General features: G+C 54.3%; 17 protein-coding genes. 7 read left to right on the top strand and 10 right to left on the bottom strand.

The window, feature by feature from the left end:
• Positions 1-487 precede the first annotated feature (487 nt).
• From KGB27_RS08840 to KGB27_RS08825, 4 genes are all read left to right on the top strand, one after another.
• A complete protein-coding gene (locus KGB27_RS08840) occupies positions 488-2,818 on the top strand; it encodes a nucleoside 2-deoxyribosyltransferase (RefSeq protein WP_223554024.1) in 2,331 nt (776 codons plus the stop codon).
• A 259-nt stretch (positions 2,819-3,077) separates the two neighbouring features.
• Positions 3,078-4,331, top strand: coding sequence for a DUF4071 domain-containing protein (locus KGB27_RS08835; RefSeq protein WP_223554022.1), 1,254 nt, complete (start codon positions 3,078-3,080; stop codon positions 4,329-4,331).
• 55 nt (positions 4,332-4,386) lie between these two features.
• Positions 4,387-4,866 (top strand): TIR domain-containing protein, encoded by a 480-nt coding sequence (locus KGB27_RS08830; protein WP_223554020.1) that lies wholly within the window; start codon positions 4,387-4,389, stop codon positions 4,864-4,866.
• On the top strand, positions 4,866-5,729 hold the full coding sequence (locus tag KGB27_RS08825) for a DUF4231 domain-containing protein (RefSeq protein WP_223554017.1): 864 nt from the start codon (positions 4,866-4,868) through the stop codon (positions 5,727-5,729). The genes KGB27_RS08830 and KGB27_RS08825 overlap by 1 nt, the downstream gene beginning before the upstream one ends.
• A 77-nt stretch (positions 5,730-5,806) precedes the next feature.
• On the opposite strand, the gene KGB27_RS08820 is transcribed toward KGB27_RS08825, so the two are convergent.
• From KGB27_RS08820 to mobH, 6 genes are all read right to left on the bottom strand, one after another.
• The gene (locus KGB27_RS08820) at positions 5,807-6,274 is read right to left on the bottom strand and encodes a TIR domain-containing protein (RefSeq protein ID WP_123334328.1); all 468 of its coding nucleotides are present in this window, start codon (positions 6,272-6,274) and stop codon (positions 5,807-5,809) included.
• Entirely contained in the window at positions 6,264-6,866 is a 603-nt protein-coding gene (locus tag KGB27_RS08815) for a 7-cyano-7-deazaguanine synthase (protein ID WP_020300929.1), read from the bottom strand. Before KGB27_RS08815 ends, KGB27_RS08820 begins: the two co-directional genes overlap by 11 nt.
• On the bottom strand, positions 6,863-7,561 hold the full coding sequence (locus tag KGB27_RS08810) for a DNA lyase (protein WP_223554015.1): 699 nt from the start codon (positions 7,559-7,561) through the stop codon (positions 6,863-6,865). The genes KGB27_RS08815 and KGB27_RS08810 overlap by 4 nt, the downstream gene beginning before the upstream one ends.
• The gene (locus KGB27_RS08805) at positions 7,558-8,940 is read right to left on the bottom strand and encodes a toll/interleukin-1 receptor domain-containing protein (protein ID WP_223554012.1); all 1,383 of its coding nucleotides are present in this window, start codon (positions 8,938-8,940) and stop codon (positions 7,558-7,560) included. Before KGB27_RS08805 ends, KGB27_RS08810 begins: the two co-directional genes overlap by 4 nt.
• Positions 8,941-9,013: 73 nt before the next feature.
• Entirely contained in the window at positions 9,014-10,168 is a 1,155-nt protein-coding gene (locus KGB27_RS08800) for a carbohydrate kinase family protein (protein WP_223554010.1), read from the bottom strand.
• A gap of 398 nt (positions 10,169-10,566) precedes the next feature.
• On the bottom strand, positions 10,567-12,297 hold the full coding sequence (gene mobH / locus KGB27_RS08795) for a MobH family relaxase (protein ID WP_223554007.1): 1,731 nt from the start codon (positions 12,295-12,297) through the stop codon (positions 10,567-10,569).
• A gap of 612 nt (positions 12,298-12,909) precedes the next feature.
• On the opposite strand from mobH, the gene KGB27_RS08790 reads away from it, so the two are divergent.
• Entirely contained in the window at positions 12,910-15,072 is a 2,163-nt protein-coding gene (locus KGB27_RS08790) for a methyl-accepting chemotaxis protein (RefSeq protein WP_223554005.1), read from the top strand.
• Positions 15,073-15,295: 223 nt separating this feature from the next.
• Positions 15,296-15,493: a hypothetical protein gene (locus KGB27_RS08785; protein WP_213551390.1), complete on the top strand. Its 198-nt coding sequence runs from the start codon at positions 15,296-15,298 to the stop codon at positions 15,491-15,493.
• A 132-nt stretch (positions 15,494-15,625) separates the two neighbouring features.
• Here KGB27_RS08785 and KGB27_RS08780 read toward each other — a convergent pair whose 3' ends face one another.
• Together KGB27_RS08780 and KGB27_RS08775 are read right to left on the bottom strand one after the other, a co-directional pair.
• Complete coding sequence (locus KGB27_RS08780) at positions 15,626-16,588, bottom strand: ArdC family protein (protein WP_223554002.1); 963 nt, start codon at positions 16,586-16,588, stop codon at positions 15,626-15,628.
• A gap of 130 nt (positions 16,589-16,718) precedes the next feature.
• The gene (locus tag KGB27_RS08775; protein WP_223554000.1) at positions 16,719-17,048 is read right to left on the bottom strand and encodes a hypothetical protein; all 330 of its coding nucleotides are present in this window, start codon (positions 17,046-17,048) and stop codon (positions 16,719-16,721) included.
• A gap of 457 nt (positions 17,049-17,505) precedes the next feature.
• Here KGB27_RS08775 and KGB27_RS08770 point away from each other — a divergent pair, with 457 nt between their 5' ends.
• Positions 17,506-17,871, top strand: coding sequence for a DUF3742 family protein (locus KGB27_RS08770; protein ID WP_223553997.1), 366 nt, complete (start codon positions 17,506-17,508; stop codon positions 17,869-17,871).
• Between the two features lie 8 nt (positions 17,872-17,879).
• On the opposite strand, the gene KGB27_RS08765 is transcribed toward KGB27_RS08770, so the two are convergent.
• Together KGB27_RS08765 and KGB27_RS08760 are read right to left on the bottom strand one after the other, a co-directional pair.
• Positions 17,880-19,436, bottom strand: coding sequence for a conjugal transfer protein TraG N-terminal domain-containing protein (locus KGB27_RS08765; protein ID WP_223553995.1), 1,557 nt, complete (start codon positions 19,434-19,436; stop codon positions 17,880-17,882).
• A 10-nt stretch (positions 19,437-19,446) separates the two neighbouring features.
• Positions 19,447-19,755: a hypothetical protein gene (locus KGB27_RS08760; RefSeq protein WP_223553992.1), complete on the bottom strand. Its 309-nt coding sequence runs from the start codon at positions 19,753-19,755 to the stop codon at positions 19,447-19,449.
• Between the last annotated feature and the right edge of the window lie 2 nt (positions 19,756-19,757).

Raw genomic sequence — 19,757 nt, 5'->3', positions numbered from 1 at the left:
AAACTATCGCGTCCGAGAGCCTTATTCATACCTCCAAATTCGACGTTTTTGGGCCCAAACCGCAGTGCCAAACAGACCGCAAATTCACCCGACTTCTTGCTGTTTTGGTGACAAACCATTTTGCAGGTAGTTGGCACCGATTGAGTGCCGCTGAACCCTCGAAAGATCCGTCGGCCGAGGCTTCTAGCGGTCAGCTCGGAATCTCTTGCAAGGTCCTGGTCGGTGCCAAATCCGCTGCTAACTCACACTCTGTCGTGGAGACGCAAAGCAAGCGGCTGAGAACTATAGCCCAAGAGAGGTGGCCGCTGAACCTGTGACTGCCTGGAAGCCAGGCTACGTGTACGATCCGGAGAGCCTTCGACACCAGCTAGTGGTCTTGATCCTAGCTCTAGCATGTGACGGGCATACTGATAGCCATTTACCATCGGCATGGTGGTCGTTATCCTGAAGACACGAGAACAACCGGTTGTTATTTCAGGGAAAGGATATGAAGGACGTCATTGGCTTTTTTGCTTACGCGTCAACGCCTGCCGAGATAGGGCAAACCATTGAGAGTGCTGTTGCTACCAGCTCAAGAACCAATACGAAAACGGTTGTGTCTACCTGGAGGGCCTTGGACATCGTCGGTCACTTCATCTCTGACGAAGTGCTGGCAAGTATTGATGCAGCCGATTTCCTGGTTGCTGACATCAGTGAGCTAAATTTCAACGTCACGTATGAAATTGGCTACGCCCTTGGTAAATCAAAGCGCGTTCTGCTTGTCAAAAACAAAAGCCTTCAGTCGCAGGGGTTGAAAATTTCCGATGTCGGTATTTTTGACACCCTTGGGTTTCAGGAATACCAGAACTCGCCTGAGCTGAGCGGTTTTTTGAACAACGCGTCAGCCTGGAAATCGATTGACGTGTCTGCTGCGCTCAATCTCAAGGCACCGGTTTATTTGTTGGATACACCGCACAAAACCGACTGGTCGACCCGCATCATCTCGAGGATCAAAAAGGGCGGCTTCATCTTCCGTAACTTTGATCCAAACGAAACTCCCAGGCTTTCGGCCTATGACGCGATCAATCAGGTCGCACAATCCTATGGGGTTGTGGTTCCGTTGCTATCTACTGGGGCGACAGGAGCGGCCATCCACAACATGCGAGCCGCCTTCATTGCTGGTTTGGCCGATGGCATGGGCAAGGCGATGTGCATTCTTCAGTCAGGCGATGAGCCGGTCCCAGTGGATTATCGAGACTTTGTCCAGGTCACCTACCATCCGAATGATGTTAACCGCGCCATTGAGGTGTTTGCGTCCGATGTGACCCAAGCGTTTCAGCAGCTTGAGGCTTCTGGCGCGAAACCCGAGCGGTCATTTATCAAAAAGCTCAACCTCGGCGCGACATCTGCCGAGAACGAAATGCGGGATCTCGAACGTTATTATCTGGAGACCGATCAGTTTCTGAAATCGTTGCGTGGCGAGGCGCATTTGGTCGTCGGTCGTAAGGGTTCTGGAAAATCAGCCATCTTTCTTCAAATCAGGGATGCCGAGCGCGACAAAAACCGTAACAAGAATATCGTTTTGGATTTGAAGCCAGACGGCTACAAGCTCATCAAATTCAAAGAACGCATCCTTCAGTTTCTTTCCGAAGGCACCTACCAGCACACGATCACGGCGTTTTGGGAGTACGTGCTACTGCTGGAAATTTGCTACAAGATTTTGGAAAAAGACAAACAGCGTCACATCCATGATCATCGGCTGTATGAAGGCTATCGCGAGCTCGCCGAGCTGTATCGGGGAGAAGATTACGATTCAGAAGGCGATTTTTCTGAGCGCATGTCGATGCTCATGGAGAAAATCTACTCCGAATACCAATCCAAGTACGGTTCAACCGAAAGCGTCAATCTGAGCTCATTCGAAGTGACCGAACTCCTGTACAAACATGACGTCAAGCAACTCAAACAAAAGCTGGGACGTTACCTTGAGAACAAGCAGGTGCTATGGCTTCTCTTCGACAATATTGATAATGGCTGGCCAACGTCCGGACTGAAGCATGAAGACCTGCTTATGGTCAGAGCTTTGATCGACGCTACGCGAAAAATTGAGCGTCAGTTCAGCAGCGACAACATCAAGGTGCGCTCGGTAGTGTTCCTGCGCAACGACGTCTACGAGCTGCTGGTCAAGGAGACGTCTGACCGCGGCAAGGAAGCCAGTGTGGTGCTGGATTGGACGGATTCTGACTTGTTACGCGAGCTCGTTCGTTTGCGAATCGTGTCCAACGGTCTTGAAGAAGACCTGGACTTCAAGTCGGCCTGGCTGCGGCTTTTTGTAAGCCATTACAAGGGCGAGGAAACGTCTCAGTTTCTGATAGAGCGTTCCTTGATGAGACCACGCTTTCTCTTGAATCTGATCAATCATTGCAAGAGCTTTGCCATCAACCTCAACCACGAGATTATCGAAGGCAGCGACATCGAGAAAGGCATCGCGGCCTATTCAGCGGATCTGCTGCGCGATATTGGCTACGAGCTTCAGGACGTGTCCGATGAGACTGATGGCCTTCTCTACGCTTTCGTCGCATCATCCGCCGACCTTTCTGAGCAGCAGGTGATGGATACTCTCCTTAAGTCTGGGCTTGATCAGCAGAAGGCGAGTCGCGCGGTAGATCTGCTGCTTTGGTATGGATTCCTGGGCATTCGAATCAACTCGGACGATCCTAAGTTTATTTATGATTTTAGCTACAACAAAGCGCTCATGGACGGGGTTAAGAAGAACTCGAACCAAGCGGTCAGTCTTGTAATTAACCAGGCGTTTTGGCCAGCATTGATGATCAACCAATAATCTAAAAATCATCTGCCAGATGGTAGGAATAGCCCCGTCGTCTGCCTTAGCCGCCGTTGGCCTGACAGACCTCAAAACAATGCTCTATGTGCGTCGCACGATTCAGATTTGCCCTTTTGCCGGAGATCGAATTCGCGGTTGCTTCATATCTTTCCAGGGCTCATCGATGAGCCTTGCATGGGCTTAGCTTGTGCTCGAACAGGATCGATAGACAGCCGCGATTTTGATCAAACATTTTTGCGAGTAAGAGATCGCTGTGATGAAGTTATGCTTTGTCGTGATGGGGTATGGCAAGAAAACCGAGTATGAGTCTGGTCGCACGCTCGACCTGAATGCAACGTACGAAACGATTATCGAGCCCGCTGTCACCAGCCGCGGCTTACGCTGCGTTCGGGCTGACGAGATCATGCAGTCGGGACTTATCGACGTAAAAATGTACGACCTGCTGCTCAGGGCTGATCTGGTCATCGCCGATATTTCCACGGGAAACGTAAACGCCGTCTACGAACTGGGAGTACGTCACGCGCTGAGACCGAATTCGACCATCGTCATGAGCGAGGACAAGGGCAAGCTGTACTTTGACCTCAATCACATCAGCACTTTCCAGTATTCGCATTTTGGTGAAGACATTCTTGCACGTGAGGCGCGGCGCGCCACGGAGGCCCTGGGTAACCTGATTGAGGCCGTGATGGCCGCCCAGGCTATCGACAGTCCAGTTTATACGTTCCTGCCCAGGTTGCGCTCGCCGAGTATGTCGGATGAAGAGTTTGAAGAGTTGGTCGATGAAGCAGAAGCCGCTCAACAACGACTTTTTCATCACATGCGCGAAGGTGAAAAGTTGATGCGGCAGAGTCAACATCATGCTGCCAGCGTAGAGTTTGCTGCTGCAAGGGATATGAAGCCTGGTGAGCCTGATATTTTGCAAAAGCTTGCACTGAGCACCTATAAGTCAAAGATTCCTGATGAGCTCGCCGCGCTGCGAGCTGCCATGGAAGTGCTTAGCCCCCTCAATCCTGAAAGCTCGAATGACCCCGAGACTGTTGGCATTGCGGGAGCGATCGTCAAGCGAATCTGGCTGCTTGAGGGTGATAGAGCTTCACTTGACTCAGCTATTGCTTTTTATCGCCGAGGCTTTGAGGTCAAGCGTGACTATTACAACGGCGAAAACCTTGCGCTGTGCTTCGAGTTTCGAGCGCAAATACAAACAGAAGACGCGGAGAGAATGTTCGACTTCATGTGCGCGCAGAAAATCCGTGAAGCGATTTTGAGGATTCTGTTGCCCGTGCTGGAGTCTCCCGATTTCATTGAACGCAGCGACAGACGCTGGGTGTATGCGACTTTGGCCAACTGCTATTTTGCGGTCGGAGACGCCACGCAAGCCGAGACGTTCGAGAATCATTTTATGGGAGCCTTCATTGCTCAATGGGAGGTTGATACTTATCAGGCGGGCAAAAGTCACGTGTTAGCAACCCGAGAGAAACGGCTCGCAGCGCTGGCCCCGGCTCAGCACTAACCGTTTGAGGTTATCGACAATGCTCAACCAACGACTTCAAGAAAGGAACAGCGAAATGGGGTTGCCCAGAACATTCGTCGGCTTCAGCAGCACAGACCGCCACATGTATGAACTGATGGGGGCGTGGAAGAAAAACACTCGGATCGATTTTGATTTCGCCGACTGCCAGTTGAACATGGCGTTGAACTCGGAAGACGAGGATTACATCAAGCGCAAATGCCGGGAAAGGATTGATATGGCCGGCACCTTCGCACTGCTGATTGGCAGGGACACGCGTTCGAAACACAAATACGTGCGTTGGGAGATACAGGTAGCGATAGAGAAGGGGTGCAAGCTCATCGGCATCAACCTGGACGGAGCCCGCCAGGTGAATGCTGATCTTTGCCCTCCCATCCTGCAGGACGTCGGGGCAGTGTTCGTCCCGTATTCCCCTGCCATTATTGCTCATGCCCTGGCGAACCCCACGGCAAGTGAACGTGGCAACTATTTCTATCCGTCAGCCGTGTATCAAAAGCTCGGCTATGAGGTTCCTTGATGCAGATTTCTGATTTCCCTGGTCTCTATCAGGCCGCCGATGAGCTGTCGGGTTCCGCTCAGAAGCATTTTCTTGCCGCGCTGCTCACTAACCTGGCGCTGTTGGTGGTGGCCGCAGTCGTCTCCGTTATCAATTACCCTCACTGGGGTGCAGCGGCCCTGCAGGCGGCTCTTTTAGCCGGCGCATTAGCCAGCTCTGTGTATTTGGCGACACAGCGGCCTGAGCGGCTTTGGTATTCGGGGCGTGCCGTCGCCGAATCAATCAAAACCATGGTGTGGCGCTACGTGTCCCGCGCAGAGCCTTTTCATGAAAGCGACGAGGCGGCCAAGAAGCATTTGCTGGCAAAGCTTACGCAAGTGGTTGAGCAAAACCCAGGCGTGTCGAACAAGCTGCTCACGCATCTGCCGGCCCAGCAAATTACGCACAAGATGAAGCTGATGAGGGCCGGTGATTTCGAAACCCGGCGCGATACGTACATCGAATCCCGGATCAACGACCAACTGGGATGGTATTCACGTAAAGCTAACTTCAACGCCCAGGCCGCCAAGTATTTCTTCATTGCATTGATCGCCGTTAACGCCATCGCTTTTGGATGTGCGCTGATCAAGATCGCCAACGTGGAATACCAATACTTTCCGACTGACGTGCTGATCGCTGTTGCAGCAAGTATTCTGACGTGGATGCAGGCAAAACGCTTCACTGAGCTATCGGCGTCTTACGCACTTACTGCGCATGAGATCACGCTTATCCGTGAACAGGCCGATGAGCTGAAAAAAGATGAGCATTTGTCGACATTTGTAGGTGACGCTGAGAACGCGTTTTCTCGTGAGCACACTCAGTGGGAGGCAAGGAAGGACAACTGACAGCGCCTCGCGCGCGAACGACTACCGGCAGGAGTAGGGCGCTAGTTTCAGAAGCTAAACACCTTCCTGCCGGCAGCTTATTTAAGCTCGTCGGAGAGCTTCGACCAGGGTACGGTTTTGATCTTGTGTTCCGATACCCATTTAGGCTCAGTTCCGCTGAACTGCTTACCGGAATGCACAGCTACAACCTTCTTGCCAAGCTCTAAGCTCTTTTCTACCTCCCATTTCACCCACTTGCTCTGGGCAGTGTCCTTGGAAATGAAGACCACAGTGATAGATGAGCGGTTGATGCGCTCGGCGATCTTGCGCTTGATGTACTCCGCCTGCTCACTGTCGTAGGGTTCGCGGACTGAATGATCATTGAACTCGATGTCATTGTTATCGTTTTTTGCCTGTCCCCTGAGCAGATTGACCTCAGCCATGTCCTCAGTGGCAAAACTGATGAACACGTTGCGCTTGCCCTCATTTAGAGCAGCCTTGGCTTTTTGCTCCAGTGACCTGACATCACCGAGTCGGCTCCATCCACCTGTGCTGCTACCGCCCATCATTGGCACCCTCAAATTTGAATTCGTTGCAGGCGATACAGTTGCCGCACGGCTGTTCTTCACCCAGGTGGCACGAGTAGGTCTGAGAGATGCCTTTCTCGGCTGCCAGCGTCACGACGTCAGGTTTGGTGAACGATGAGAGCGGTGCAAGCACCTTGATATTCCGGCCCATGCATAGAGTTATCATGCGCTCAGCCTCCTCGAGGAATCCGGAGGTCTGATCAGGAAAAAGGCTGGTGCTTTCGTGAAGCAATCCGATGGAGATCGCATCGGCGTTTTTCTGATGGGCGTAAGCGGCGGCGGTTAACAGAAACAGCATGTTCCGGCCGGGAGTGAAGGCGTCGTCAATGATGTGCAAAGTCGGGTCGGTGAGTCCCGAGCGAATCAACCTGCCAAATCCCGACAGACCGGCAATCTCGGGCTCAGGAAGTCCAAGCTTCTGCATGGCCAGCTTGCAGGCTGCGAGCTCTCGGTCGCGGGCTCGTTGACCATAATCTACAAAGAGTGGAAATATCTGCAGGCCTTGCTCCTGTGCCAACTTGGCGACGAGCGTAGAGTCTAGGCCTCCAGAAACCAGTGTCACGATACTCATACTAAAACAGCCTCCTGCTTGCGATTTGCAACGCGCATAACGATCCATATGGCCCAATCCAAAAGACCAACCGGGCAATCCATTTCCCGGGCATGGTCACGAAGCCTGTCTTCATGCCTGCCATATTGATTCAGTCCGGATATGGATACCTGAGTGCCTGAATATATCCCCTGAGCAGACATGTAATTGAGCACGTGCCGATCAAGGATTGCCAAGTCATAAGTAACCCCGCAATTGCGCAAAAACATACTGGCTTGCTTGGGCCCCATACCGGATGCATGGGCCACTAGCCACGCGCGTACGTCACTGACGTCACCACTGATCAGCGCCTTGAGTGAGCCGCCAATGCTTGCTACGGCCGTCCACGTGGACGCTAAGTGACCGGCTTTTGCCCTGGGAAACCTGTAAGTGCGCTTTTTACCGTCGACAACGAGAGGGGTTCTGAGCACTTCAAACAATTTCTCGGCAAGGTGCTCGCCGTGTTGGTTGTTGTGATAAAGATAGCCACGTTCATCGATGGCATCGGCGGCTGCCATAGCGAGCGGGTAGGGGACCTGGCTACTGAGAATGCAGCAAGAAAGCTCCCACCATAGATGACGCTCGTCAGACACTGCGCCGGCTTCGATGCGTGTGCGAATATCTGGACAGACCGCAGCGACAGCTCTGCAGAGCGCTTCAGCGCTATAAGTGGTCATAGAAAAATTCCTGGGAATAGCGATCGAAGCTCGGCGCTTTTCATGCCGGTAACTCCCATTGCGAACGGTTCTTCGCGGCCTTTCGAATACATGTCACGCATGATTCGGCCAAACTCCGCATAATACTCTAGATTGTGGAACGCAACCTTGCCTGCGTAGCCTATGTTGTCGTTTGCCATCACCCTATCCATAAATTCACTTCGGATCCTTTTCGTTTTGAAAAAGTCGAAGTGTTGGAAGTGGTGAAGCCGCTCAAGCTCTGGATCTACCGCAAACCGACACCACTCAAGACCGTCGAACGTGTCCGCGCCAGCGGCCGCCAGTAGTGCAATGCTCCACGGGTTTCCAGTGCCCAGTAGATGAATGGGTTGATAATAGGGCAGCTTGTCCAGTTCATCCCTGATATGTCTGACAGTCAATGCACGCTGCGCAAGGCCCGCACCCAGTTCCCTTTCCGGAATGGCGATGATAGGCGGTTGCAGGTGCTCGGATATCGCCCTGACGATCCGAGGAAGTCTTTCGAGCCCCTTAGGGGTCTGCTTGACGTGAATGATGGGTAGCACCGGAGCAGAGGTGTGCTTGGCGTCACGCTCCACTGCTTTTATGACCTGCCTGACCGCCACTTCGAATTTGTCACTGGGGGTCATGTTGTCAAAACAGAACGCCCAATCGTGTGGCGTATCGGTTAGCGCGCGCTTCAGGTTCGATGGCTTCCACTGTTTGTCATTCAGGCGGTAGGCCTCATAGTTGCCCGAGTCGATGAGAACAAAACCGCCTTGGTCTCGATAGGTCGTTATTTCAGCAATCATCTCGTGTCGCGATTCAGAATTAACCAGGTCATAGGCAGAAACAAGAATCGAGCGCGTCGGATACACCGTTAATGCTTCCAGCGCTTCTACGGGATCGAACTGTGTCTCGTGTGACGAAACAGACATGAAGACATTAGGAAGGGCAAGCGCACCGTCAGCTATCGTGGCTAACCGGACGGGCTTACCCTGAGGAGGTACAACGAGCCCGATTTTCTTCTGCAGCAACTGAAAGCATGAGTGATCTGCTTCGCCCTGCCATGACCGGAAATCAACACTGCTGAAGTGACCATATGGGTACGGCGGATCACTGTCATCCAAAATGAGAGGGACGACCTTCTTTTGATATTTTTCTGCCAAGCTCAACTCGCCAGTGATGGTGTGCTTGTGAGCAAATGAGGAATACAGAGCAACGACGCATTTCGCTTCTTTGAGATTCTCTGTAATCGCGACACTGAAGTCGCCAACTATCAAATCGTCCAGCCACACGCTCCAGGACGCGGAAAGGAGATCGCGAACCTTCAGCGCTGTCTTGCTATTTTCTTTGGCATATATGATATAGACGTCCGCCATGGATCGATCTGGCCTCAGCTGGTTACATTCCGTTGCATGACCCTGCGGGCGATGCCAATTATTGTTTTATCTTTCAGTGAGTGGCAGCGGCTTCGCCAGCAGCCCAGGCTGCGAGGTACATTGCTGTCGTGAAGTCATCCGTTGTCTCTGTTGCAACGGTTAATACACTCGCGGCAGTAGTGCGCTCGTGAAGTGTGATGATCGGAATTGATCGGGCTCGGTCTTCTGCAATTCGTGCCAGGGACTCCACCGACAACTCATCATTTATTACCAAGGTCGCATCCGTATTCCAGCCAGCGTTTGCCACTTCAATCTGTGGACATGTCACATCAACACCCAGTTCGCGCAATGCAAACCGGGCTTCTTCCATCGTGTATCGCTGTCCTAGTGAATCAACACCACCTTCAAGACGAACTCTGCCACCTCTCCAAGATGAGATAGGCTGACGTTGCTTGAGGATGGATTCATCAAACTCGAACGCACGGGTATCGCAATAGACAGATACCGACCGTGACGCCAGATCTGCAGCTTGGTGAGGCGGCAGTTCGCCTTGCGCCCAATGAACCGCAAATACGGCAGTAAATATGTCACCTGTTCCGATTTTAAAAACACTGCTGGAACGATAAGCCGGTATGTGTGAAATCTTGCCTACACCCTCGTAAACTGAGGCACCACGTGCACCTTGTTTGATCACGACAACCTGTGCGCGTTGATTTTTCAGCAGGTGTTGCGCCGCTAAGTGCAACTCATCGATTCCAGTTATCTGGCGCGCTTCCAGTTCATTCATTACTAGGGCCAATTCTCTGGCCGTCGACCCATTGGCTCCAAACGATGGCGGGTTATGCCAGGTTTGCGGGTCGTATACGGCCCGATTCGCCGTGACCACCGCATCTCCCTCAAGAAAGCCGAAGCGCAAAACGGCGTTCCCAGTCACCGATATCGAGTTTTCGCGGTTGATGGACGCGCGCGGTGGCTCAATATGGGGCGAAGAAAGAGGGTGGAAATACGCAAAGACTATTGGCGATGGCCTGGTAGCGGCATGCGTGATGATTCCCTGCGACTCCAGCGAAACCAATGCGGAGCGATCAGCGGGGGAGGCATAAGTGGAAAACTCGACACCCGAAACCAGTGCGTTGGCGGCCAAGGCAGCGCGACCTCCAGAGCCCAGCGTAGAGTCCCAGAACGGTACATCACATAACTCGCGATATAGACCACCAACGATGTGCATTCCTTGCCCTCGGTCAGTCTTACGTCGGATCGGCAGCCAATGCATCGCTTCAGAGACTGAAGTTCAGATGATTTGCTCTTTAACGCATATCGCATCATGCCCTACAAAAAAAGCCTGAAAACCAGCAGCCACATAGTCGCTGCGCGGCGAACGACAACGATCGTCGATTGACTCTTCGGTCGATCAAGCTTACGTCCTCGAGGCCCGATGATGCTGCACGAGTATAGGTGTCATGATGATATTATCGTCAAGCAGGGCGCCCCAAAAAACTTTGAGACTAAGCCAATCAACCATCGAACTCTATGAACTCCTGGAGAGCGGCAACGGAGCGGTTCAGTAATGAGCGCTGCCACGAGTTGATTCTGCATGTCGAGCACCCAATGGGATGCTACGGAGATTTAAGCTTTTTCGAGCTTAAGAAAGGGATTATCGGCAGGTACGGCCGCAGCTTTGAACAATAGTGCTGGTTCTTCTAGCAAATAGCCTTTGAGTTTTGCCTTCTTACGGGGACCTTCGACCTGACAAGCCCAGATATTTAGACCGTCGTCACGCTTCCTGTGGACCTTCAATTTTTCGAATTGCTTCTGCACCCAACGCCATTCTTCAGTCTCTTGATTGGCACCCTGAGAGATACCAGGGAACTCCTGCGCATAGCGTTGGAAGAGACCAGGCGTGACCAGAAATACGCTGCCACTCACCGTGTGGATTTTGGCCTTGCTGTCATTGATGACCAGTTTGTGGCTCAGGATGCTTTCCTTGACCCAATTCAAGAATGCCTGGCCAGGGTTATTCGAAGGAGGATTTGAGATTTCGAGAGCGTTTGCTGACGGTGCATCACGTGCCTCGGGTTCTGCCATTTCGAACATGTCCAGCAACGTTCCTAAGTAGTCGGCATCTTCCGTGGCTACGGGATCTGGCTGTGATGGGCTTTGATCTGATCCTCTACTGACAGCCTTGGGGGCTAGTGGCGATGCCGGAGCGTCAGTTGAGTGGTCATCGACTGCGAAGCTTACCGTTCCGCTGAAAGCTTCAGGCCGGTCTTCGTTCGCCCAAATCAACGCCGGTTGAAGGCGCAGAAAGGTAAAGCTCTGCTGCCAGTTTCCCTGCGTGACAAGCGCGGTCCAGATGGCTTTGCCTTCCGGCGTGGACTCAACCAATCCATGCGATTGCAGTTCGTCGAACACAGCAATGTTGGACGACGGAATGCCTTCTATCGCTTGTGAAAGCAAATAAGCTCGGAGCTTGTCCGTGACTGCCTTACTAACCAGCCACAGGGCGTCCTGGGTCAGCCATCCCGCGGCCCCTGGCTGGTTGAGTTTCAGCTCGTGCTGAACCAGATGACGCAGTCCGCTGATCAAGTGATGTTGCAGCGTATGAATCGGCGCTTGCAGCGCCTTGCTTGGGTTGCCACCGATGTTCTGTGCGGTGGAGACCCGGTCGGCTTGAATCACCAACTCGCCCAGCACGCCGGCGCGTTCGTACTGGCCGGCTAGGACATACAGCAGACTCGCCCACAGCGGCGGAAAGCCACTGAGCCAGTCCAAGATCGGCCGGTCGAGAATCTGGGTGTAGAGCAAACCCGCGGCGGCACCATGCAGGTGATAGTCGCGACCTTTGAGGTAGCGAAAACGGTAGGGCTGATCCAGGGGACCCTGCCAAGGATGCCAAAGACGACCATCCTTGCGTTCGACCTGCAGGTCTACGGCGATCTTGCCGATGTCATGCAGCAGGGCGCCATAGGCGATGCCGGCGGACCAGGCATCGGTCTGGGCGGCTTGGTCTTCGGGCGCGGCGCCGGTGGGAAGCAAATACGACTGGCGCAGTTTCAGACTACAGGCGACCAGTTCCAGTCCATGGTCAAGCATGCCGCCGAGATACGCATGATGGTGCGTCTCGCTGGCCGGGAGTTGCTGGACCTGTTCGGCGTAGCGATGGATCGGATTTAAGTAGAGCTGGGTGAATTGGGCGTGGGAGAGGGCGGTGGATTGCCAGATGCGATCGAGCAACTGACGGCGGTGTTCCGCTGCCAACAAGCTGTGGGCCGACTCGATGGGCAGGTAACCTTCGGCGACGCTCACGGTCGGTGGCGGAGGGGGCTTGTGCCTTTTGCGGCGAAACAGGCTGAGCATCGTGACCTCCGGGAAATGGCTGGGTCAGTGGCCTTTTAGCTTTTTCGGGTAGGGCTCTTACCCTTGAGTCCCCATTCCTTTCCAACCCTTGCCCATCCTTTTGGCTCGTGTCCCTTTGTGCGGCAATAGGAATACCGATTTCTCCAGGTACCGTTTAGTTGCCGAGCGAGGAGGGAGCCGGTTGGTGCTGTGCCATGATTTCGCTGATCGGAGGTAGACAATGATCCAGCGTCATATCGCCGACTAGGAGTGATCGGCGAGGTGATACCAGTTCCCAAGAGGGCGGTCAAATCCATGATCTGATCGAGGTCGGCAGCAATACTCTAGTCGCGCTATCAGCGGTATCGGGTAGTCGTATGCGGCCCTGTTTGTGAGCACGGATCGCATCGCGCACTTATTTGAAACACGAATGTTCCAATCGGATCACTCACTCAATAACCTTCTGCCGCTCTGAGCTCCTACCTAGCGCCGACAACCTTCAGCTTGGGAAGATCCTGCGCAATCCAACTCTGAGTCTAAGTTCTTAAGCATCGGCGATGGATAGCAAGCTTTCGAATTGGCGTGGTAATTGCCTGCAAGTTTGGCACTCATATGTCGTACTTGGGGAAGTGAATGTCGCTATCAAGCAATTCCATGCAGTTATCCTCCGCCGAAAAGCACTGGTTACCCTGGTTTGGCAAGACCGGCAAACTGGCGATGAACTGGTCTTGCCGACTCAATCGGTCTGCCTACCCGGTGATTGAGCAGACATTCGAGGCTATTGCCGAAACCCGAGTCAAATTGCTGCACAACTGGACTCGGGAGCAGTGGGAACACTTGGCCGAACTGGCCGCGACCCTTAGCCGCGACTTCTCCCATCTCGACAATCATCCGCTGCTGGACAAGCTCGGCCAGGCCGAAGACTTTTCCGAACTCTTTGTCGTCGATACAGGCGGCGCAGTCATCGCCTCGACCTGGAGTGGTCATGGCAAAAACAGCCCCTGCGTTCCCAAAGCATTGGCTGAAGGTTTGAAAGCTCCGTTTCTCCACGGCCCCTACAGTGACCCTCTGACCTTGCAGATTGGTCCCTCATCATCGCGCTTTCACGACGAGGTCACGCTGATGTTCCACCAGCCCCTGAAGGCTGACGGCAAAGTACTTGGCTGTCTCTGCGGCCGCGTGCCGAATGATGTCTTGGGTGACCTGATCCAGCGTGAGGCCGGGCATATTTTTGCCGAGTCGGGGGATAACTACCTGTTCATGGTTCAGTCTCGCTTCGACCCGGCGATCCAGCCGGGTATTGCCCTGTCTCGTTCGCGCTTCGAGGACGGTACGTTTACCCACGGCGAGAACCTCAAAACTGGCGTACGGACTCCCTGGAAGACCGTGCAGGTACAGCGCCACACCGAACTGGAACTGCGCTTCACTGATCCGGCGACCCAACAACTGCACCCCGGTGTGCGGGAAACCATTCGCACTGGCTCCAATCTGTTCGTCACCTATCCCGGCTACTCGGACTACCGGCACATTCCGGTGGTCGGCAAGGGCGTTACTTTCCAATTGCCCGGTTCGCCTGACCGCTGGGGCATGATGTGCGAAGCCGATCTGGAGGAAGTCTATCGACGGCGCTCGCTGAGTTACGGTTTGATGAAACCTTACCTGGCAACCATGGTTGGCCTGTTCGCCTGCAATTTCCTGGTCCAGCACTACAGTGGTCTGGAGCAGAGCCTGATCGATGCTTGCGAGACTTTGAGCATGCTGACGGTTGCGGTCCTGTTCAGCACTTTTGGCCCGAAGCGGTTGGCTGCGCGTCTAAACGAAATGACCGGTGTGATCAGGACCATCGCTGAAGGCGAGGGCAATCTGCGTCAGCGCCTCGACACCACGCGTATGGCCAACGACGAGACCGGAGATATGGGCCGTTGGATCAACAGTTTTATCGACCATCTGGATGCGGTCGTCGGGCAGGTGATCAAGGCCAGTCACAGCGTCGGCAAGACCAACCAGCTGATGCTCGGCCGCAGCCAGGAGGCCAGCCTCACCTCCGGCGAAGTTGCGGAGGCGGTGCATCGCATGATGATCATCGTCGAAGAGCAACTGGGCGAGATCCAGCAAGCTTCGGCCAGTGCCGAACAAATGAAGCAAGCGATGGACGAAGTGGTCAGCCGAGCCCGCGAGCAATTTCTCGCGGTACAGGTGGGGACTCAGTCTATTCGCGATGTCGTGGAGCGGTCTTCTTCGAGCGTGCAGTTACTCGACAGCCGGATGGCACAAATCGGCAATATCACCGGCCTAATCAGCGACATCACCAATCAGACCAACTTGCTGGCGCTGAACGCCGCCATTGAGGCCGCCCGCGCCGGCGAACATGGTCGTGGTTTTGCGGTGGTAGCCGATGAAGTCCGAACCTTGGCTTCGCGCACATCCCGCGCCGCCGACGACATCCGGCAGATGGTCGAAGGCCTGCAAAACGAAACGCAAAAAGCAGTGGGCTTTATGGAAAACGGAGTCAAGGATGTTGACAACAGTTTGCGCCTGGCCGAAGAGGCATCCTCGGAAAATGTGCAACTGCATCAGGCAGTGGAAAGCATGTTCAGCATCATTCAACAACTCAATGAACGCAGCCTCGACTATGGTAAAACGATAAAACAGGTTGACCAGTCGTCCGCAGAGATGCGCCAGACGGTGATCGTGCTGCAAACCAGTGCAGAAACGGTAAGGCTTGACGCCAACAAGTTGCAAAAACTGGTGGGGCTGTTCGAGGTGAGCAACAACTCCCGGCAAAGTGCTGCTTGAGGCTTTGTCGCGTACTTCAGAGTACGGCAGATCGGTGAAGAGTACGGGGTTGATCCGGGCCGTCATCGAAACGTTGGCTCATGTCTTTTGGTGAGCAACCCAGGTAATAAAAGACTGAAATATTGCTCACTCTCTTGCTGTGCGGTGAGTACATTGATGATCTAGTTAGTGTTGGGTACGGAGAACTCGGTACACTGCGGTGCAAATTTTTGTGAGTCCTATCATGACCCTCACTGACGCCACACTAGTGCTGCTGCTTGCGGCACGCATCCATGGGACAGACGAAGCCGTCAGGGCCTCGGCGAAGAGCGTGGTCAAGAAGTTGCCGCGCAGTAAACGCGATCTGATCTACAAGGTGATCGACAGCCGAAGTCCGCTCGAACTAGTGGATTTTCTGGCGCAGAACCTGGATGCGGAATGACAGGCTGCGGGTGTGTGCCCATCTCTGATTCTTTGCATCAGAGCCCCGCGGCATGGGGATTTTTCTGGGCGCAGAAAAAAGGGCCCAACTCGCGTTGGGCCCTGTGATGCGATTGCAGCGGTGAGGTAACGATCAAACTCCATCGTTCATGCATCGTGAGTCATCCATTACCATCTGCTTCAGTTGCTGCTCCAGGTTGAGTACATACTCCGAGGCGCTTCGGGCCTGCCCACTGGCGCGGAAGATCGCGCGCTTGTCAGCCTTGAGCAGGCTAAGCCAGGAGTCGATGTAGCCCTCGTGCCTCAGCTCTCCCTGTATACCGGTGTAGGCACATAAAAACGCCGCCCCCATTTCGGCGATCAACTCCTCAAACGCGTAGCCTGGGGAGCCGAACAGACAGGATGACGTCACGCTTTCACGCTGCAACCGAGCGTGATGCCCGGTCCAGTGCGTCAGCTCGTGCAGTGCGGTGGCGTAGTACCCACCTTCATCGTGAAATTGCGCTTTTGTCGGCAGTTGGATGAGATCCCTGACCGGATGGTAAAAGGCTTCGTCTGCAGAACGATGAACGATGTGTGCACCCGAACGTAACAGCAGATTTTCCGCAGCGCTGTTGGGCTGGAAGGGATCACTCTGTTCCGTCTCGAGCAGGGTTTCATTGAGTATTTCGAGTCCCGCCGTTTGCTCGATGTTGAACAGAAAATGCGTCCTGAGTATGCCGAAGTGAGCGACCTTGGGCTGACCGTTTTCATCGAGTACGGGTTGGCCTGACTCGGTCTGTTCCTCGCGCTCCATCGGCTTATAGAGCACCGCCAGGGTGCTGTGCTCACCCTTACGGATATGCCCACCAGCTTTTTTGGCTTGGTTGAAGGTCAGCCAACGATCTTGAGTGAATCCCTGCAACCTGGCCTCGGCCCAGAGCAGCGGTAAATTGATCCCCGAATAGGGACGCCGCGTGATGGCGTTAATGGGGTAGGGGTGATGGTGACCGACTTTAGCTGAGCCACTTGAGGACCAGGGTTTGATCCAGGGAGCAACGCCTTGATCTAACGCGGTAACGATCTTGTCAGTCACGTCTTGGTAGATATCGCGCATGGCAATTTCCTCGAGAGAAAAATGGAGGAACGCCTTGCCCGTCGGGGGAGGGTTCCCCGGTGGGTGATGGGCTGGATTGATGCAGGTCTGCATGCCGTCCGAATGTGGAGGTGGGCGACGCCAATTGCGCTTAGCGCTGGTGTTCTCCTGCAAGTGCTATCAGTAAGGCGGCAGGCTGACCCGGTTCTTGGAGTAGGCTGAGACTCAATTGCAGCAACGGGTCGTGGTCGAAGTGATCGGTTGGTTCAATGTGGACTACCTCGAACAGCACATAGGGCTTTTGTGGATAGGCCAGGTGGGCCTCGAAGGCTGCGCGCAATACGTGGCTCAACCGATCGATCTGCAGCTTCCCAGCGTGATCGGAACGCTCGAGCTGTACTGCGCGTTGCCACGCGCCAGGGGTGAATACGATGGGCAACCGAAGGGTGTTCAGTGTTTCCGGTGTAAGTGAGTCGGGCATGGTATGTCTCCGTTGAAAACGCGAAGAAACCTGTCCCGTGCGGGAAAAGATTTCCCCGCAGTGGGTTGAAGAAAATCAAGAGGGTTTTCCTGACGAGCAGAGTCCGAAAGGCGCTTAGGAGAGCAGTAGGCGTTCATCACCGTAGAAACTGTCACCGTGCGAGCCACCGAACGCTAATCGCACTTGGGGAAGAACCATCACCGAAGTGACGTAGCCTTGAAGGTTCTGGCTACTTGGGCAGGTGCTGTTGATAACAGCGATCCGTACCTTGTATTTAACTGGACGATTTGTATGGGTCAATGACTGTAGAGACGCTGTTTCACGGAGCTTGTCTTCTGTCTTCCAGTGAAGATTTTTCGGCTGGGGCAAACTGATAAACGGTCAGGCACGGGCCGATTTCAGTAGTACGCTATTGCTCTTGTCTCAACCATGAAAACGCTCAGAAGAGGGCGAGACCATGCCGATTCAGCAACCTGTTCAGAGTTCACGTGCCCACCGCTGGGCGTACGTCTGTGGTATGTCGGTGAGGCGTGGTTACCGTAGGTTGAAAACGTTTGAATCCCGCGTGGTTGAGCGTGCGGAGACGGTAGGTATGCCCGCAGGTAAATTTCTTGTTCGCGGGAGTTTTCTGGCTGCCAAGTTGGCTCTGCTCGGAGCATCTATTTTTGTTAGCTTCTGGTTGTTTGTGCTGATGTGCACAATCGTCGTATTAGCAGCTATCCCAATTCAAGATTCAGACACTCCAGGTATTGACGATCTCGATGATCCAATGCATAGAACGTCTTGGCCTGAGCGGTACGATAAATGGGGTTCTCTGAAGTAGCCTCTTGGTTATTTTGAGCTCGATTTACCCGAAACAATTCTTGCACCGCTCATCAACTGAGAGGTTCCGTTAGAGCTCGCTGTCTGTGCTGCGTGGGTTCCCCTACTGAGCATTCCTTCTACGCCTGAACCTACGCTATATCCGGCCCAACTCATGGTGGCTAGAAAAACCATCGGTAGCACGATGAACATCGCCCCCATCACATACTCGATCACCTGCGCCGTGACCGTCCCATCCATAAACCCGGACGTAGGCAGCGATAACAGCACTTGATTGGACGCCGAAACCTGGTTGTACAAGGTGTCGAGCATGCTGGAGTCGATCCAGCGGGCGAGTTCCCACCAGAAACTCAGCATGTGCAGCGTGAACAGCGCGAACGTCACCGTCATGACGGTCTTCAGCTGATAGGTACTGACCAGCAGGATCAGCGGCAGGCTGATGATGACGCCCATAATCAGAAAAGCCTGCACCATCGGCAGGGCGGCGCGTAGCGCGTTCATCGCTGGGAAGTTGCTAAAGGAGCCTAGGGCCAGCCCGGTGTTGGTGGCCAGGTTATTGAGCCCCTGATTGATTGAGCCACCACGAGCGCTGGAGCCATAGTCCTGGTACACCTGTCCGGGCGACATGGACATCGATTGCTGGCGCGGGCTGACCAGCTCACGCAGGGTGGCATCCTCGACCTCGTTGCTCGAACGACCAGTCAACCAACCTTTCAGCTGAGTCAGCAGCGAAGGATCGACCTGCTGGATCAAGCGCTCGCGCAAGCCAACACCGCTATCGTTCCACCACTGCTTGCAGGTGGGGTAGCCCGCGCCATTCTCCAGCCGAGGCAAGGAGACATCGCGACTTTCGTCATACGGCCAGCTGACGCGCGGTGTGTGTGAGCGATCCGTATCGTAGTAGCCAGGCGTATCAAGAAAATAGCTTGAGCCGATCCAGGACGCATCATGACTTTGAGCCTTGTCCAACTGGGGACGGTTGGTAAACAGCCGGGAGCGAGAATAGCCATAGCAGTCGCGGGTGAAGTCGGCGACTTCCTGCAGCAGTACCTGGCTGTCGATGCGCGAGCTGTCGATCTCCATGCGCATCTGCCGGATATCCGGCGCACAGGGGATGGAGGCGGTGGTCGCCGCGGTCACGCCTTTGCTCAAAGCATGCACCAGAAACCACCAGATCGGCACATTGGCGGAGTGTTCGCCAATGGTATTAAAAGTCGTCCCCCAGGCGGTTTCTGCTGGCTTAGCCACACTGATACCGCAGCGCTGGCTTGCCGCATCATCGAACGCCATTGACGTGAGGCTCAACGGAAAGACCGGTGCGCAGCCGAACAACACAACGATGTAGGCCAGCCACAGCCGGTTTTCAATCCGAGGTACCGAGAGCAGGCCCTTGTTGCCTTCATCCGCGCCTTGCTGACGGGCCGACAACCATTCTTGCAAAATAATTGCACCAAAGGGCGCGGCGAACAGTCCAGTGTCGGACAGGACGCTCCAGAGGCCGTTGTTGATGATCCAGGCCAGCAGGGAGAGGTAAAACTCCAGGTAGCTGTTGGTGCTCATGAGCATGGTGGTGACCTCACAGTCGGGTGAACTCGACGACGGTCAAGAGCACGAGCCCTAATGTCCCGATGTGCTTCACACGCAGTCGATCCTGTGGTCGATGTCGGTAGCGCCGAAGCAGATCCCACCAGAGCGCAAAGAGGGCGCCGTAGAGCAGGGCACGCCACCACCGCAGATAGGGTCGTACGGATTCGAATGCCTGCTGCCAGGCCTCGAAACTACCCAACGCAGTGCGGCCGATCCATGCGACCAGTGCGGCGGTGAGGATCATCGCCGCGGCAATTCCCAGACCTGAAAGCAGAGTGAACAGCCGTGAGCGTTTCATGG

This window comes from Pseudomonas sp. BF-R-01 (assembly GCF_019946615.1).
Classification (GTDB): Bacteria; Pseudomonadota; Gammaproteobacteria; order Pseudomonadales; family Pseudomonadaceae; genus Aquipseudomonas; species Aquipseudomonas migulae.
The sequence above is the reverse complement of the archived record's forward strand: the minus strand, read 5'-3'. Positions and strand labels throughout refer to the sequence as shown.